Annotated in this window: 15 protein-coding genes; 12 read left to right on the top strand and 3 right to left on the bottom strand. The window is 64.0% G+C overall.

Annotated elements, in window-relative coordinates; all coding sequences use genetic code 11:
- The first annotated feature begins 65 nt into the window (after window positions 1-65).
- The 4 genes from rhaS to CYJ22_RS09330 all read left to right on the top strand — a co-directional run bounded on the left by rhaS (window position 66) and on the right by CYJ22_RS09330 (window position 4545).
- A complete protein-coding gene (rhaS, locus tag CYJ22_RS09315) occupies window positions 66-1124 on the top strand; it encodes a rhamnose ABC transporter substrate-binding protein (protein ID WP_243390495.1) in 1059 nt (352 codons plus the stop codon).
- A 160-nt stretch (window positions 1125-1284) separates the two neighbouring features.
- Window positions 1285-1650, top strand: a complete 366-nt coding sequence (locus tag CYJ22_RS09320) for an L-rhamnose mutarotase (RefSeq protein WP_101602411.1) — start codon at window positions 1285-1287, stop codon at window positions 1648-1650.
- A 94-nt stretch (window positions 1651-1744) separates the two neighbouring features.
- Window positions 1745-2926, top strand: coding sequence for an L-rhamnose isomerase (gene rhaI, locus CYJ22_RS09325; protein WP_101602412.1), 1182 nt, complete (start codon window positions 1745-1747; stop codon window positions 2924-2926).
- The gene (locus CYJ22_RS09330; protein WP_243390496.1) at window positions 2926-4545 is read left to right on the top strand and encodes a rhamnulokinase; all 1620 of its coding nucleotides are present in this window, start codon (window positions 2926-2928) and stop codon (window positions 4543-4545) included. The genes rhaI and CYJ22_RS09330 overlap by 1 nt, the downstream gene beginning before the upstream one ends.
- Before the next feature lie 161 nt (window positions 4546-4706).
- Here CYJ22_RS09330 and CYJ22_RS09335 read toward each other — a convergent pair whose 3' ends face one another.
- The 3 genes from CYJ22_RS09335 to CYJ22_RS09340 all read right to left on the bottom strand — a co-directional run bounded on the left by CYJ22_RS09335 (window position 4707) and on the right by CYJ22_RS09340 (window position 7262).
- Window positions 4707-5807: a class II aldolase/adducin family protein gene (locus tag CYJ22_RS09335; RefSeq protein WP_101602414.1), complete on the bottom strand. Its 1101-nt coding sequence runs from the start codon at window positions 5805-5807 to the stop codon at window positions 4707-4709.
- A gap of 259 nt (window positions 5808-6066) precedes the next feature.
- Window positions 6067-6216: a hypothetical protein gene (locus CYJ22_RS10205; protein ID WP_007588304.1), complete on the bottom strand. Its 150-nt coding sequence runs from the start codon at window positions 6214-6216 to the stop codon at window positions 6067-6069.
- Between the two features lie 137 nt (window positions 6217-6353).
- Window positions 6354-7262 carry an SDR family oxidoreductase gene (locus CYJ22_RS09340; RefSeq protein ID WP_101602415.1) on the bottom strand — a complete coding sequence of 303 codons (909 nt, stop codon included), beginning with the start codon at window positions 7260-7262 and terminating at the stop codon, window positions 6354-6356.
- A 97-nt stretch (window positions 7263-7359) separates the two neighbouring features.
- On the opposite strand from CYJ22_RS09340, the gene CYJ22_RS10210 reads away from it, so the two are divergent.
- The 8 genes from CYJ22_RS10210 (at window position 7360) to CYJ22_RS10120 (ending at window position 14703) form a co-directional block, all read left to right on the top strand.
- On the top strand, window positions 7360-7536 hold the full coding sequence (locus tag CYJ22_RS10210) for a hypothetical protein (RefSeq protein WP_165782143.1): 177 nt from the start codon (window positions 7360-7362) through the stop codon (window positions 7534-7536).
- A gap of 781 nt (window positions 7537-8317) precedes the next feature.
- Window positions 8318-8860 carry a DUF4956 domain-containing protein gene (locus CYJ22_RS09350; protein WP_048670814.1) on the top strand — a complete coding sequence of 181 codons (543 nt, stop codon included), beginning with the start codon at window positions 8318-8320 and terminating at the stop codon, window positions 8858-8860.
- A 90-nt stretch (window positions 8861-8950) separates the two neighbouring features.
- Window positions 8951-9772, top strand: a complete 822-nt coding sequence (locus tag CYJ22_RS09355; protein ID WP_101602417.1) for a polyphosphate polymerase domain-containing protein — start codon at window positions 8951-8953, stop codon at window positions 9770-9772.
- 97 nt (window positions 9773-9869) lie between these two features.
- Complete coding sequence (locus CYJ22_RS09360; RefSeq protein WP_101602418.1) at window positions 9870-11732, top strand: carbohydrate-binding domain-containing protein; 1863 nt, start codon at window positions 9870-9872, stop codon at window positions 11730-11732.
- 196 nt (window positions 11733-11928) lie between these two features.
- On the top strand, window positions 11929-12384 hold the full coding sequence (locus CYJ22_RS09365; RefSeq protein ID WP_003791248.1) for a RidA family protein: 456 nt from the start codon (window positions 11929-11931) through the stop codon (window positions 12382-12384).
- A gap of 82 nt (window positions 12385-12466) precedes the next feature.
- Window positions 12467-12907 (top strand): DUF2249 domain-containing protein, encoded by a 441-nt coding sequence (locus CYJ22_RS09370; RefSeq protein ID WP_101602419.1) that lies wholly within the window; start codon window positions 12467-12469, stop codon window positions 12905-12907.
- Between the two features lie 293 nt (window positions 12908-13200).
- Window positions 13201-13680, top strand: coding sequence for a toxin (locus CYJ22_RS09375; RefSeq protein WP_070835172.1), 480 nt, complete (start codon window positions 13201-13203; stop codon window positions 13678-13680).
- Between the two features lie 330 nt (window positions 13681-14010).
- Window positions 14011-14703 carry a hypothetical protein gene (locus CYJ22_RS10120; protein WP_133124162.1) on the top strand — a complete coding sequence of 231 codons (693 nt, stop codon included), beginning with the start codon at window positions 14011-14013 and terminating at the stop codon, window positions 14701-14703.
- Window positions 14704-15751: the final 1048 nt, after the last annotated feature.

The raw sequence follows: 15751 nt of genomic DNA on the forward strand, positions 1-15751 counted from the left end.
CGAGGGGCACCACGCCCCCGCAACAGGGCGCGTGCGCCCGAAAGGAAAAGACAACGATGTCTCACATGAAGAAAGGTGTTGCCGCTCTCGGCGCACTCACGCTGGCCTCGGCCCTCCTGATGTCCGCCTGTGGCGGTGGAACGTCGACGCAGGGCAGCGAGTCCAGCTCCGGCGGCGATGCCTCCGGTTCGTATGATGTTTCGTCCCAGTCGATCACGTTTATCCCCAAGCAGCTAAACAACCCGTTCTCCGACGTCATGCTCGGTGGTGGCAAGAACGCTGCGGGGGAGATCGGCTTCGCCGAGGTCAACGTCGTCGGTCCGCTCGAGGCGTCCTCCTCCTCGCAGGTCTCCTTCATCAACTCCGAGGTGCAGGCGGGCACGAACGTCCTCGTGATCGCCGCGAATGACCCCGATGCCGTATGCCCTGCGCTTCAGGATGCGCGCAAGGCCGGTACAAAGGTCGTCACCTTCGACTCCGACAGCGCGGCCGATTGCCGAGACCTGTTCATCAACCAGGTTGAATCCAAGCAGGTTGCGATCACCATGCTCGACATGGTCTCTGACCAGATCGGCGGTTCCGGTAAGGTAGCCATCCTCTCTGCGACGGCGAACGCCGCCAACCAGAACGCGTGGATCAAGTTCATGGAGGATGAGATCGCTTCGAACGACAAGTACAAGGGCATTGAAATCGTCGCGAAGGTCTATGGCGACGACGACGACACGAAGTCGTTCCAGGAGGCACAGGGCCTGCTCCAGGCCCACCCCGACCTCAACGCGATCGTCTCCCCGACCACCGTCGGTATCGCTGCCACCGCGCGCTACCTGTCGACCTCTGACTACAAGGGCAAGGTCGTCCTGACCGGCCTGGGTCTACCCAACGAAATGCGTTCCTTCGTCAAGGACGGCACCGTCAAGGAGTTCGCCCTGTGGGATCCCGCCCAGCTCGGATACGTGGCCGCATACGCGGGTGCAGCGCTCGATAGTGGTGCAATCAAGGGCGAAGTAGGGGAGAAGTTCACTGCCGGAAACCTCGGTGAACGCACGATCGGCGAGAACAAGACCGTCGTCGTCGGTGACCCCGTGCGCTTCAACGCGGATAACATCGACAAGTACGACTTCTGACGTCGTCTCTGGCGGGGTTGGTGGGCGCACTCGTTGTGCCCACCAACCCCGCCTTCATGCCGCGAATCGGCTGGTGTGTGCGGCATGCTGCTTGCTAAATGAAACGATTCACTTTAAAATAGACACAACCAATTCCCGTTCAACGATGAAGGGATTTCCCATGAGCGATACCCCACCATTGGCCCACACGCTCGCCACGACGAGCCAGGCCAGCCCCCACCGAGCCTGCTTCCTCCTGCGCGTGCGCCCCGAGAAACTCGCCGAATACGCCGACGTGCACCAGCGTGTCTGGGACGAGATGCGCCAGGCTCTCAGTGACGCCGGGTGGCGACACTACTCGCTCTTCCTCGATCCGGACACCGGCCTCGTCGTCGGTTACTACGAGGCGGACGACACTCGCGCGGCGGCCGCAGCTATGGAAGACCGCGAGGTCAATACGCGCTGGCAAGCTCAAATGGCCCAGTACTTCCAACCGGACGGGGGCGGCAGTGCCCACTTCCTCAACCAATACTTCTACCTCGCCTAATCGCCCACCGAGGCCGGCCTACGAGAGGCCTTACGGCCCCGATAGGGCACCCCGGCCTCGTCAATCCACCCCCCCACACGTCGAAGGAGACGCCATGACCATCCACCTGTCCGACCTGCCCGAAAGTGCTCGCACCCTCCTGCGCGAACAGACAATCGAGCTCCCGAGCTGGGCCTTCGGTAACTCCGGAACCCGCTTCAAGGTGTTCCCGAGCCCTGGCACCCCGCGCAACGCATACGAAAAGATTGACGACGCGGCGCAGGTTCATCGATTCACGGGCATCACCCCGCGGGTGTCGCTGCACATTCCGTGGGACGTGGTCGATGACTTCTCTGACCTCGCGGAGCACGCGCGCTCCCAGGGCATCACGCTGGGCACCATCAACTCGAACGTCTTCCAGGATGACGACTACAAGTTCGGCTCCCTGACGAACTCCGACAAGGCCGTGCGTCGCAAGGCCATCGACGCGCACCTGCGCTGCATCGACGTTATGAATGCGACCGGTTCCGACACGCTCAAGATCTGGCTGGGCGACGGAACGAACTACCCGGGACAGGACTCGATCGCTGCGCGGCAGGAGAGGCTCGCTGACTCGCTGTCCGTTATCTACGAGAATCTGGCTCCACATCAGCGCTTGCTTCTGGAGTACAAGTTCTTCGAGCCCGCCTTCTACCACACCGACGTTCCGGACTGGGGCACGGCTCTCGCGCATGTGACCGCGCTGGGTGAGCGGGCCGTCGTCTGCCTCGACACCGGCCACCACGCGCCCGGCACAAACATCGAATTCATCGTGGTTCAGCTGCTGCGCGCCGGCCGCCTCGGAGCTTTCGACTTCAACTCGCGGTTCTACGCCGACGATGACCTGATCGTGGGATCCGCAGATCCCTTCCAACTTTTCCGCATCATGCACGAGATCGTCTCCTTCGGCGCCCTCGCGCCCACCTCCGGCGTGAACTTCATGCTCGACCAGTGCCACAACCTCGAAGAAAAGATTCCCGGAGAAATCCTGTCCGCGATGAACGTCCAGGAGGCAACCGCGAAGGCACTCCTTGTCGACCGTGCCGCGCTGGCGAAGGCGCAGGCCGAGCACGACGTGCTGACTGCCAACCAGGTACTCATGGACGCTTTCTCCTCTGATGTGCGCCCGCTCCTGGGTGAGCTGCGTGAAGAGCAGGGCCTCGACCCCAACCCGCTTGCGGCCTACGCAGCCTCGGGCTACTTCGAGCGCATCAGTGCGGAGCGAGTGGGTGGTCAGCAGGCCTCCTGGGGCGCATGATGACGACCGTTGTCGCTATCGACCTGGGGGCCTCCTCGGGGCGTGTCCTGCGGGGCGTGTTCGACGGCGAACGTCTCGCCATCGAGGAGTGCTCCCGCTTCCCGAATGGGCCGGTCGCTGTTCCCGGGCCTCGTCGTTCCGACGGTTCTCAATCGGGGGGCGAGGCCCAGGTGGCCTACGAGTGGGACATCCTCGCGCTGTGGCGCGGAATCCTGGATGGCCTGCGCGAGGCCAGCCTGCGCGGCCCCATGGACGCCATCGGAATCGACACGTGGGCCGTCGACTACGGGCTGCTGGACGAGGACGGCCGACTGATCGGCAACCCGGCGTCCTACCGCTCGGCGCGCTGCGGCCGCGGCGCATCCGAGGTGCTCGACCGATGGGATTCCTCATGGCTCTATGAGCACAACGGATTGCAATTCCAGCCTTTCAATACGCTGTTCCAGCGTGTAGCCGACCGGGGGGAGCGGCGCGCGGACTGTGCGCGCACGGCGCTCCTGATTCCCGACCTGCTGGCGTACTGGCTTACGGGAGAAGCGCGAAGTGAGCTGACGAACGCTTCGACGACAGGCCTCGTCAATGCCACGGAGCGCGACTGGGATCCTGAGATCCTTAATCGGCTGCGCGACGACTTCGGGGTGGAGCACCTCTTCCCGCCGATCATTGAGCCGGGGGAGATTGTTGGTGAAGCGCGCGTTGAGGGTCTTGATCTGCACACCTCGACGGGCGAGCCCACCCTTGTTGTCGCCGTCGGGTCGCACGACACCGCGTCCGCGGTTGCGGGTGTGCCCGCCCAGACCGGGTCGTTCGCGTACATCTCGAGTGGAACCTGGTCGCTCGTCGGAACCGAACTGAGCGCCCCCGTGCTCTCCGACGAGGCTCGGGCAGCCAATTTCACGAACGAGCTGGGTGTCGATGGCACGGTCCGTTTCCTCGCCAACATCATGGGTATGTGGGTGCAGCAGGAATGCCTGCGCGAGTGGGCATCCCTTGGGGATAACGCGTCGGGCGCTGGAGGTCGGGTTGACTGGCCGCTCCTCGACGCGCAGACTGAGGCAGCCCAGCCCGCGCGCTACCTGCTCGACATGTCCTCGCCCGAGCTCATGGCTCCGGGCGGCATGGTAGAGCGCGTGCGTTCACTGTGGATCCCGGGCCCGGGCGTCTCTTGTTTGGGCAAGGATTCCTCTGCGTCGGACGAGGCCGAGGCGGGGGTTGGCGATCCGCAGGCCTCGGCCGTCGATCCCAGTGAGCGGGCAACCGTGCTGCGGGCGATCACCGATTCGTTGGCACTGGCCTACCGCAGGGCGATCCGACGGACATTTGAGCTGAGCGGTACCCGACCTGAAGCGATTCACCTCGTTGGAGGCGGCTCAAAGAATCGTCTTCTGGCGCAGGAGACCGCAGATGCGACAGGAATCCCGGTCATTGCGGGACCCGTCGAGGCCACTGCCCTCGGGAACATGCTCGTCTCCCTGCGGTCTATCGGCGTGGCCAGCGGAACGCTGATGGACCTTCGGGCCATTTCGCGGGCGTCGTCGGTGCTCGTGACCTACGAGCCGCGCGCTTCTCATGCGCGCCTCTGGGATGAGGCTGATGCCCTCATCGATGCTCGGTCGTAGCTGACGAGTGCTGACGTGGGCCGCGACTCGACCAGTTCGAGCCGCGGCCCACGTGTATATGGAGGCGCTCCCTTACGCACATAAACAGTGTTTGGAGCATGCCACGCAACATGCCCCAAACACTGTGATAACGAACGGTGCGTCCGGTTTTCCTCGATGGGTCAGGAACCTTGAGATGCAGCCACCTTCTGGCGATAGGACTCAGCTTCCCAGTTCTCGATGAAGCCGCGCTCTCGATCATCCATGACGCGCACGCGACCGAGCAGGTTCGCATCCCGTGCCACGCGCAATGCGTCCAGGAAAGTGTGCAGCGCGTTGTCCGAGGCCTCGTTCGTGCTACCTACTGCAGCTACGGCTAGTCCGGGAATGACAGCGACGATCGGCGCGCGCCCATGCTGGGCACGGTGCAGCGACACCTTCGCCGCCACGATGTCCTCCGTGTCTGTCGCCTCCAGCATGACGGGGAAGGAACCCGCATACACGATCTGATCGGGGATCAACGGCCCTCCAGGTGCGGAGGCGAACGCCGACAGCCCCTCCGTCGCCAGTGCGACGCTCGGCGCTTCCACCGCGCGACGGAAGGCTTCGGCCACCCGGGAAGGTGAGCCCGAGAAGGCTGTCTCGGCCTCGTCGATCGCTGCGCGGATAGAAGATGTCAGGAAGTCGATCCGCTCGAGAATTGCGTCCTTTGTCGGGCCTGACACGATGATGCCGTGATTGCCGAGGAGCGTGATCGCCGGCGGGGGAGTGCCGTGCGTGGCCGTGAACGCGCGGCGACGATCATCGATGAGGCGTGCCAGCGGAATGCCCGGGTCCGTGTAGTCGACCCACAGGGCCTGGTCGCCGAGGATCTGCTCGCACAGCTCTTCGCCGCGTGTGTTGCACGTGATCGCGTTGGCGGTCAGCGGGTGCAGGTGAATGACGAGCGGGTCGGGAATGAGGGCGTGGAAGAGGATCTCGACGCTCGGGCGGCGCTCAAACGCGCCACGCTGCGCAAGCTGGGCCGCCGCACGAACGGGGTCTTCGCCCGTGGGGAGCTCTTCGGGATGCTCGAAGGCATGCAGGAGGGTGGGAATGTCGAGGGGGACCAAGTCCTCCTCACGCAGGGTCGCGAGTGGAACGCCGCTGGGCTTGATGAGGAGCGTGTCGCCCGTTTTTGCGGATGAGTTTCCGCCCCCTGAGCGCGTGTATTCCGTGTCCGAACCGATCTGGTTGGACAGCTCGATGAGTTGGGAGACGAGGTCTTCAGATGAAGTGGGCATTGGTCCTCCACAATGAGGATGAATCGTTTCACTTAAGGATAGGGAGGAGACATAGTTATGTCAAGGTGTGGCCATTGGCTATGCCCGTGGGGTGTTCAGTGCCTGTCTGCGTGAGTTACGTAGGAGCTTGATGATGCTGTGAACCCTGTGCGCATGCACCCGCGCCTTTCCATGTGAGGAGTACAGGCATTGCGAGTGAGGGGGTGGGGTTCCCGGTTGGAACCCCACCCCTTCTGATGGATCTGGCGCAGGCCTCGTCCTACCAGTCACCCAAGCCGAGGTAGTACAGCGGGTGCGCGAAGAAAGAGGCGATGGCCTCGCGGTATTCGAGGGGCAGCATCGGGAAGATGACGATGCCGGCCAGCACCGCGACGATCAGCGTTACGAGGATGCGTTTCTTGGATTTCATGGCATCTCCTTACCATTGACTGCCCCGACGCTATCAGGCATGTGACGCAGGCGGCAAGCATGAGCGCAAGAGGCGCCCCGGCCTCGTCCCTGAGAAGAGAAGCGAAACCGGGGGCAACGAAGCCACAACCGCGACGGTCAGCGGCCCGACGCGAGCGCCGCCCGGGCGACCTCCTCGAAGGTGAGCGGGTTGCGGCCCGTCACGTCGCGCACGGTCGTGGAGACGACGGCCATCTCGCCGCGCGCGATTGACGTGTAGGTCGACACCCACGAGTCGTACTCCCACTGGGCGGCCGGCCACTTCTTGCGCGACTCGTACGCCTCCTCGACGGTTTCGCGCACGTAGGTGACGGGCCGGCCCCACACGCGGGTGAGGATTGCGGCGATCTCATCGAGGGTCAAAGCCTCGGGGCCCGTCACGTCGAGAGTCTGATTCTCGTAGCGCCCCGGATCAGCGAGGACCCCGGCTGCCACGCGCCCCGCGTCCTCGCGCGCGACCACGCCGACACGCCCGTCGCCTGCGGGTCCGAGGATGCGGCCCTCCTCGTCCGGCAGCTCCGCGAAAAAGTCCGCGTAGAAGTTATCGCGCAAGAACGTGTACGTCATGCCCGACGCCTTGATGCGCTCCTCCGTGTAGAAGTGCGTGCGCGCCAGCGTAAACGTCGCGTCGGGCGCCGCATTCATAAACGACAGGTACACGATGTGGCGCACCCCGGAGGCCGCGGCCGCGTCGACGAAGGCGAGGTGCTTGGACAGGCGGTCCTCGCTCTCGGGCGCGGACACCATGAAGAGGACGTCAACGCCTTCCAGCGCGACGCGCGTCGTGAGTGTGTCCTCGTACGAGCACTTCACCGCGACGGCACCCGGCAGCTCGGGCGCGCGCGACGGCGTGTTCGCGAGGAGCCGCAGGGGCAGGCCGCGCTCCGACAGGAGGCGGGCGGCGGCGCCACCGACGTTCCCGGACGCGCCGGTGATCGCCAGGGACGGGAGGGACGAGGCCTGGGTCGGCTCGTTCGTGCGGGCTCGGGGTGTGGGGGCGTCAGTCATGTGGCCAGTGTGCCACCGGCGTTGTGGCGTGTGCGCACGCCACGTGATCTTTGGGCTGTGGGCGTAGCGTCCGGCGAGGGTGAAACCGGGGATGCTCATGGGCGAGATAAAACTCGCCCAGCAGGTCTGGATTCTGGGTGAGACCGTGACAATATTCGCCCTGCTGGCGAAAAACCGCGGATTTTGGGGTGTTTTGATCGTGCTGGGAGAGTTTTGTCTCGTCTGGGCGCTGGTGGAGCCGAGCAGGGCGAGTTTTTTCTCGCCTGTGGGGTAGGGGTGGGACTGGGGTGAAAGAAAAACCGCCCCTGCGTGAGGTGCTGTGGGGTGCCGTGAAATATTCTTCGCCCCTGCACGCCGAAAAGTGCTGTATTTTGCCCATTTTGAGCGAGCAGGGGCGATATTTCTTTCACGACGGGAGTGAGCTAAGCGGTGGGGTGCCGTGCTGGGGCGGTATTTCTTTCATGGAGGCTCGCTGGAAGTGGCGGTGGTGTCCGTGGAGTGTGTCGACGGGGCCGCGGCGCCCGTGGGCGGCGGAGGGGCCTGGCCGGGCTTCAAGCCGACGCGTAGAGCTGCCGAACAGCGACCCGGCCCCACTGGTGTGGAGGGCGCCGGAGGGGCTGGAGGGCCTGGCTGCGGTGCACGTGGGCGGTGGTGGGGCATGGTCGCGGTGCCGGTGGGTGGCGGCAGGGCCAGGGCGGGCCTCGAGATCGACCACTCCGAGCCGTCAGGCTCGCGTGTGGCGATCTCGCGGGCGGGCCGCCGCCCACCGGCACACGGAGCGACCAGGCCGAGCCAGGCAGATCATGCGCAGTGGGCTGCGGGCGGGCCGCCGCCCACGGCGCAGCCCGGCCTGACACAACACGCGGCACCCGGAATACCAGCGGCACCACACAGGAAGTAAAAACGCAGAAGCCCAACGAAAAGTGCCCACATAAACAACGGCATTCACAGCTTCACAGCAACACTCCGAAAAGTCATATGAGAAATATGAGAGCTTCATAGGTTCTTCATAGGGTCGCGTGGGGAAATTGGTGCATCGACAAAAGGAGATCCCAATGACCGCCCTGATTCTGATCGCTATTGACCTGGTTGCCATGGCCGCTCTCGTGTTCGGCCTGTACTTCCCACGGCACCGCCGCGCTGACCTCGTCGCAGCGTTCCTCGGAGTGAATGTCGGCGTCCTCGCCGTCACGATCATCCTCGCGAACTCGACCGTGAGCGCGGGACTCGGCCTCGGCCTCTTCGGTGTTCTCTCGATCATCCGACTGCGTTCGGATCAGATCTCGCAGACGGAAATCGCCTACTACTTCGCGTCGCTGGCTCTCGGCCTGCTGACGGGCATGTCTTCGGCGGTGACCCCGCTGCTCGGTGGCCTCATTGCCCTGATCCTCGTGGCTCTGGCCTTCGGTGACTCGAAGCTGGTCTTCGGCCGCTACACCTCGCAGACCGTCCAGCTGGACCGCGCGATCGCCGACCCCGCCGAGCTGAAGGCCGCCCTCGAGCAGCGCCTGGGCGCGTCCGTCGCCTCGGTGAATGTCGTCAAGCTCGACCTCGTGAACGACCTGACCCTCGTGGACGTGCGCTCGAAGGTCGCCTGACCCGCCGGCCCGCTGGTCCGGCCAGCCAGTCCGGCCCACCAGCCGCCACAACCGCCACCCCGCAGACCGCCAATACCAAGGACACGACTCATGAACGCCACCCTGAACTCGATTCTCGCCGACCTCGACACGATCGGCCTCGACGAACTGAATAAGCGCGCGGCGATGCTGACCCGAGTGGACCGCAAGTACGCGCTGGACGCGGCCACGGCCTCGGCGATTCTGAGCCGCCTCCCCGAGGACGCGAAGGTCCTGCAGATTGACGGCCAGGTGTCCCAGGGCTACGCCTCCACCTACTACGACACCCCCGACATGGATTCGTACCTGCTGACTGCGCTCAAGCGCCGCCGTCGCTTCAAGGTCCGCACCCGCTCCTACCTCTCGTCCAAGGCCTCGTTCCTGGAGGTCAAGACTCGCGGCCCGCGCGGCGTGACCGTCAAGAAGCGCATGCCGATCTCTTGGGACGAGGCCGGGGCCCCTCTCGCGGGTGAGCGCCGCCAGTGGGTGGCCGGCAAGGTCGAGAAGACGGGATATGGCCACCTGGTGCCAGCCCTCGAGCCGGTCCTGGCGGGGTCCTACGAGCGCAACACCCTGCTCCTGCCTGGCGGCGTGGGACGCGCGACGGTGGACACGAACCTGTTGTGGCGCTCGCTGCGCACGGACGGCACGGAGATCGCCCGCCCCGACCTGGTCATCATCGAAACGAAGTCGGGCGCGACCCCATCCGTGGTGGACCACCTCCTGTGGGAGGGCGGCGTGCGACCCGTGAAGATCTCCAAGTACGGGACCGCGATGGCCGCCATGCACCACCTGCCGGCGAACAAGTGGCACCGCACGCTGGACCGTTACTTTCACGAATATGTGGAGGTCCCCGAGCTCGCGCACTCCGCGCCCCTCGCGATGGCGGCCTGACAGACCTCATAACGGCGCCCGCGGTTTCGAACGCACACGAAACGCAAGCGCTGAGCATAAGAAACACAAGCTTTAATCACGCGAAAGAAACAGACACATGAAAGCCCTTCAGAAAATCTGGACCCCCGCCCGGACGATCGGCGCGATCGCCCTCGTTGGAACCCTTGCGCTGGGAGCCTGCAGCTCCGCGGGCGTGACCTCCTCCGGCTCCGGCTCCACCACGGCCACCGCGACCGTCGCCGCCGCCGGAACCAACGGCGACACGACCGCGCCGCCCACCGCGGCCGACGCCCTGGCCTCGAACTCGAAGGCCTCCTACGTGAAGGACAGCGACTGGAAGGCCTCGGACGCCGTCGACGTGACGCTCAGCGGCACGACCGCGACCTCCTCGTCCGACGCTGTATCCGTGAGCGACGGCGTGCTGACGATCTCCAAGGCCGGCGTCTACAAGCTCAGCGGCTCCTTCACCGGCAAGGTCGTTGTGGCCGCGGGAGCTGAGGACCAGGTTGTCCTGATTCTCGATAACGCGACCATCACCTCCTCGACGGGTGCCGCGATCGAGGCGACCAGCGGTGATGACCTCGTCCTGTCCCTCGAGGGCACGTCGACGATCACCGACGGAACCTACACGGGGACCGAGGACGCGAACGCCGCGATCTACGCCGACATTGACCTGACGATCACCGGCTCGGGCACGCTCAACGTGACCTCCGGCGCCTCGGACGCGATCACCTCCAAGGATGACCTGTACGTCCTGAGCGGCACGATCAACGCGACCGCCTCGGACGACGGTCTGCGCGGGAAGGACTCCCTGACTGTTGCCGGCGGCACCGTCACCGTGAACTCCGGCGGCGACGCCCTCAAGTCCGACCAGGACAACGACGACACCAAGGGCTACGTGTCCATCGTGGACGGCACCGTCACCCTGACCTCGGGCGGCGACGGCATCGACGCGTATACCGACGCGATCGTCACCGGCGGCACCCTGTCGATCACCTCGGGCGGCGGCACCTCGGCCGGCAAGCCCTCCACGGGCTCGACCAAGGGCATCAAGGCTCAGACCTACATCATCGTCGACGGCGGCACGACCACCATCGACGCCGGGGATGACGCCATCCACTCCAGTGGTGCCCTGCGCCTGAGCTCCGGCACGATCACCGCCGCCTCCGGCGACGATGGCGTGCACACCGAGGTCGCGGCCGTCCTGGACGGTGCAACCGTGACCGTCACGCAGTCGAACGAGGCCCTCGAGGGCGGCCTCATTACGATCTCGGACGGCACCGTCGACCTGACCTCGAGCGACGACGGCATCAACGCCTCGGGCTCGATCACGGTCGAGGCCGGCCTGGCCGCAGTCGCCGAGTCCAGCTCCGATACGACCACCACCGACACCACCACCCAGCAGATGGGCCCCGGGGGCATGGCTGACGGCGGCGGATCCATGGAGGACACCGGCGAGCAGCTCACCATCAGCGGTGGCACCGTGACCGTCAACGCGAACGGCGACGGCCTCGACTCCAACGGCTCGCTGACCATCAGCGGCGGCACGACGACGGTCTACGGCCCGGCGTCCGGCGCGAACGGCGCCCTGGATTCCAACGGCGCCATGAGCATCACGGGTGGCACGGTCATCGCCTTCGCGACGAGTGAGATGGTGGAGACGCCGACCACGACCGACGGCCAGGGCTGGATCTCCGCCTCCGCGACCGGCTCCGCCGGATCCACGGTGACGATCACCGACGCCTCGGGCACGGTCCTGGGCACCTACACCTCGCTCAAGGCCTTCGGTAACGTCATCTACTCGACCTCCGGCATGACCAACGGCTCCACCTACACGGTGAGCGTCGACGGCACATCCACAGAGGCGACCGCCGGCCAGGGCGGCATGGGGATGGGCGGACAGCCCCCGGCGGGCGGTCCGGGTCAGGGCGGTCAGCCCCCGGCCGCACCCCAGGGCTGAGGCTTCCCAGTAGTGCGCCCCGCGTGATTGTCGACACGCGGGGCGCACGCCTATACCTGCGCTGCCTCTTCATCGACGAGGCCTCGGCCGGAATCTCACGGGCACGCCGTCACTCGCCACCCCTGGGATCAGCGCAACTAAACTGGAACCAGAGGACGAGGCCCCGGCCTCGTCGATCACAACGAAAGGACCCCTCATGCTCCCCTCCGAGAAGCTCGCCGAGCTCGGCCTCGAACTGCCCGCCGTCGCTACCCCCGTCGCCGCCTACGTGCCGGCCGTCATCGATCGCGGCGTCGTGCGTACCTCCGGCCAGATCCCCGTCGTGAACGGCGAGCCCGTGTGCATCGGCGCGGTCGGCGAGGACGGCGCGGACCCCGAGGACGCCAAGGACGCGGCGCGTGTGTGCGCCCTCAACGCTCTGGCCGCGGCGGCCTCCGTCGCGGGCGGCATCGACAACCTCGCGGGAGTCGTGAAGGTCGTGGGCTTCGTGTCCTCGCGCCCCGACTTCTACGGCCAGGCCGGCGTCATCAACGGCGCCTCCGAGCTGTTCGGCGAGATCTTCGGCAGCCAGCACGCGCGCAGCGCCGTGGGCGTCGCCGCGCTGCCCCTCAACGTGAGCGTCGAGGTCGAGGCCGAGTTCCTCATTAAGTGAACGCGCGTGCGCGGCTGAGGCATGCCTACACTGGGTAAGGTTCGCTGAAATGGCCCGTCGGGCCGAAGGATAAGGAAAAGACATGACTGACCGTCAGATGTTCAAGCTGGTTGACGCCAACACCGTCCCTTCCAAGGATGGCGGCTGCGGTTGCGGCTGCGGTGGCGAGGGTAAGAAGGCACGCGCCGAGCAGGCCCCCGTCGAGCAGGCCCCCGAGCAGGGCGGCTGCGGCTGCGGTGACGGCGCCCCCTCTGCGGGCAATGTCCACGCTGGCGGCGCCGGCGTCATTCACCGCCCGGGCGCGGACGAGCTGGTCATCCACTCGATCCCCCGCGTCGTGCGCCACGCGGTGCTCTTCGCCGCAGTCGATAACCTGCCCGTCGGCGAGAACATCCAGATCTGCGCACCCCACCAGCCCGAGCCGCTGTTCGCGCACCTGCAGGACTCCGAGCAGCACTACCGCGTGGAGACCCTCGAGGTCGGCCCCGTGGATTGGCGCTACCGCATCACGCGTCTCGCCTGAGGCTTGTTGACACGCCGAGGCCGTGGCCGACTCTCGCTTTCCTGCGGGGCTGGCCACGGCCTCGTCGTATCTGTGCCTGGTGATCGTCGGGCGTTGTGGACTTACTGCCGCGTGCCTCGTCGTATGTGCGCGAGGAACGCGGCGTTCCAATGCCTCGTGCATATGTGTACGGAAGTGCTCGCACGGGGCCCTCTTCCCATGACTGATGGGGTGCTTGCCGACGTGCGGAGATGGGCGCCCGTTTCGGTGTCCATTCGCGTGCCTGGGAGCGCCCGACCCGGTACCGTTGGTGTATGAGCTTCTTTGACATGACTTCTGACGCCGACGTTGAGGACGACCTGGATCGCGTCGAGACCGACGTGGTCGTGGACTGCGACATTGAGGCCGCGTGGGCGCTCGTGTCGGAGCCGGGCTGGTGGGTCAACGATGGCCCGCTGGGTGACCACGAGGTGAGCCTCGGGGATGACGGAATTTATCGCGTGAGCGACCCGGATGCCGGCGACTGGCTGATCGAAAAGGCTGACGAGGATCCGATGGACGTCGTCGCCTTCCGCTGGTACCCGCTGGCCGACGACGAGCTGCCGGACGAGTACGCGACCCGCGTCGAGGTCTCGCTGTCCGAGGAGCGCGGCGGCGTCGCGATCCACGTGGAGGAGTCGGGTCTGGCGTCGGTCTCCGACGACGAGGCCGAGGCCCGCCAGGCGTATGAGGACGCGATCGGCATGTGGGAGCAGGTCCTGCTTGCCGCGAAGAGCTACCTCGAGGGCCGCTGAGCGCTGCAATGAGCTGAATGACAACCCCCGCGCACCTGATGGCTGCGCGGGTTTGTTGCGGGTGCGGTGCGCGCGTTGTAGTAGCTCGTCGTCGCATTGGGTATGTCTGCTCGAGCTGCTTGCGGCGGGTTTAGTACAGTGTTACATGTATGGTCTGTAAAGCTTTGTAACCTAGGTGTGTGCAAGTGGTAATGGCTGTAATCTGTCGGGATGTGATCTCGCCCTTGCGCTATGGAAGTGTGAGTGTCAATTAGCGTGTCGTGTCACCAGTGCATGTGTCAAAGGTGATAGATCTGTTTGCATGATGAATCTAGGTTCCAGCAGAAGGGCATGCACAAGATGACCGATCTCCCTCAAGAAGAGCGGCTTAAGCCTGATCAGCTGCGATCGATGACTGAATGTGAACGGGCTATTCACGCTATTGCGGAGAAGACTGGAAAGAGTCCGCTGGATATCTGGCGTGCAAACGAAACATGGCTCAGTGAAAAAGCTTCAAAAGTCGATTTCAAGCCGGATTGTAAACCATTGGGGATTATCCTTCTTCTGGTAATAGGGATCATTGTTCCATATCTTTTCTATGCGAGTTTTCGTGCGACAGGTTGGTATGGTTATTCAGCGGGAATACTTGTGCTCGGGGTGTTGATGATTATTGAGACAGTTTGTGTTATCTTCACGCAGAAGCTACTTGTTCATTTTGGTAAAATTCTTCGCAGTCTATCGGGAGTCGTATTTTCTACAATTTTGACGATGTTTGGTTTCCTCTCAACTATGGATTCTGTGGCTAACCGTTTTACACTAGCTTTAATTGGTGTTCTTGTTGCAATGGCATGTATTTCTATTTTGAATTCTCCAGCGGAATTGCTCTGGAATCATTCTGTGAAAGTGCGGGATGGGTATAGAGAGCAGCTTTCTACGCTTCGGTTGGTTCGTCCATTACTTGCAGGTATGTCTAGGTCGGCCGTGGAGAGTCGATCTTCTGTGGTTTCCTGTGCGCGACTACGGGCGGTTGTGGACTGGGATTAGGTGGTGGCACCTGCAGTACTGCTTGCCTGATGGTGTGGGGTCGTGTGAGCAGGGGGTGCGCTTCCAAGTCTGCGCTTGTGCCCAGTGGGGCGTTAGATTCGAAAGGAGTTGAGCCCTCTATAGGGTAGTTCGGAGACGTGGCGTGGGCATGGGGTATTGTCTGCCACGCGTGCTGGTGCTGTGATCGTTTTGTTGTGTTGGGTCTGCTGTCGTTGCGCTGAAGTTGCCGTGCGTGGTGGTTTGGTCCGCGGTGTGCTTGTGAGTGTGGGTGCTACACCCGATACGTAGGCAGTGCACCCGTTCTGATCGGGTGCAGCGTCCCGTAAGAGGTGTAATGCCCAGTGTGGGAGTTGCTGTGCGAACCATGGTGGAGCTTGTGACTCCGAAGCGTTGCACTAGTTGAAGGAGCAATGCACTAGATGGGGGAGTATTGCACTGGATAGTAGCTAGTGCAATGCCCTGCTAAGTAGTGCAATGCTGGCGAAAGTAGTGCAATGCCTCCCGGCGCCGAATGCTGTGGGAACTGCATCGACATCTGTCGGGAGTGGGTGTCAGTGCCCCGAAATTTCGCACGTAATTCCCCTGTGGCTACTTCAACTTTTGAAGTCAAAACGTTGAAATCCTGCGGTTTTTGAGATGCTAACGCGTTCGGCCGTCGGGTAATTACGTGCGGAATTGGTGAACGTGGGGACGGTGGCGGGGCGTACGCTGCGGGCCGACGGACATTTGCCGCGGTGGGGCTTGTTCCTAAGTAGTGTTACACCATTTAGCTGGGTATTACACCAGTTCCCAGGTGGTGTAATGCTCCCTAACTAGTGCAATGCCCTGCTAAGTGGTGCAATGCCTCCCGGTGCTGAATGGTGGGGGCTGTATCGACATCTGCCGGGAGCGGGAGTAGCGTCCCGCATAGTGGTGTAACCGTGGGTGGTCGGCCTGTTTGATATGGGTGCGGTCACCGTGTGATCCTTCGAGAAAGCTCTCTACTTCTGACTCGAAACGATTTGGAGGCACAACGATGACCGCTCCTCATATTATCGACCCTGCTGGC

The sequence above is a fragment of the Schaalia odontolytica genome (assembly GCF_002847525.1).
Classification (GTDB): Bacteria; Actinomycetota; Actinomycetes; order Actinomycetales; family Actinomycetaceae; genus Pauljensenia; species Pauljensenia odontolytica_B.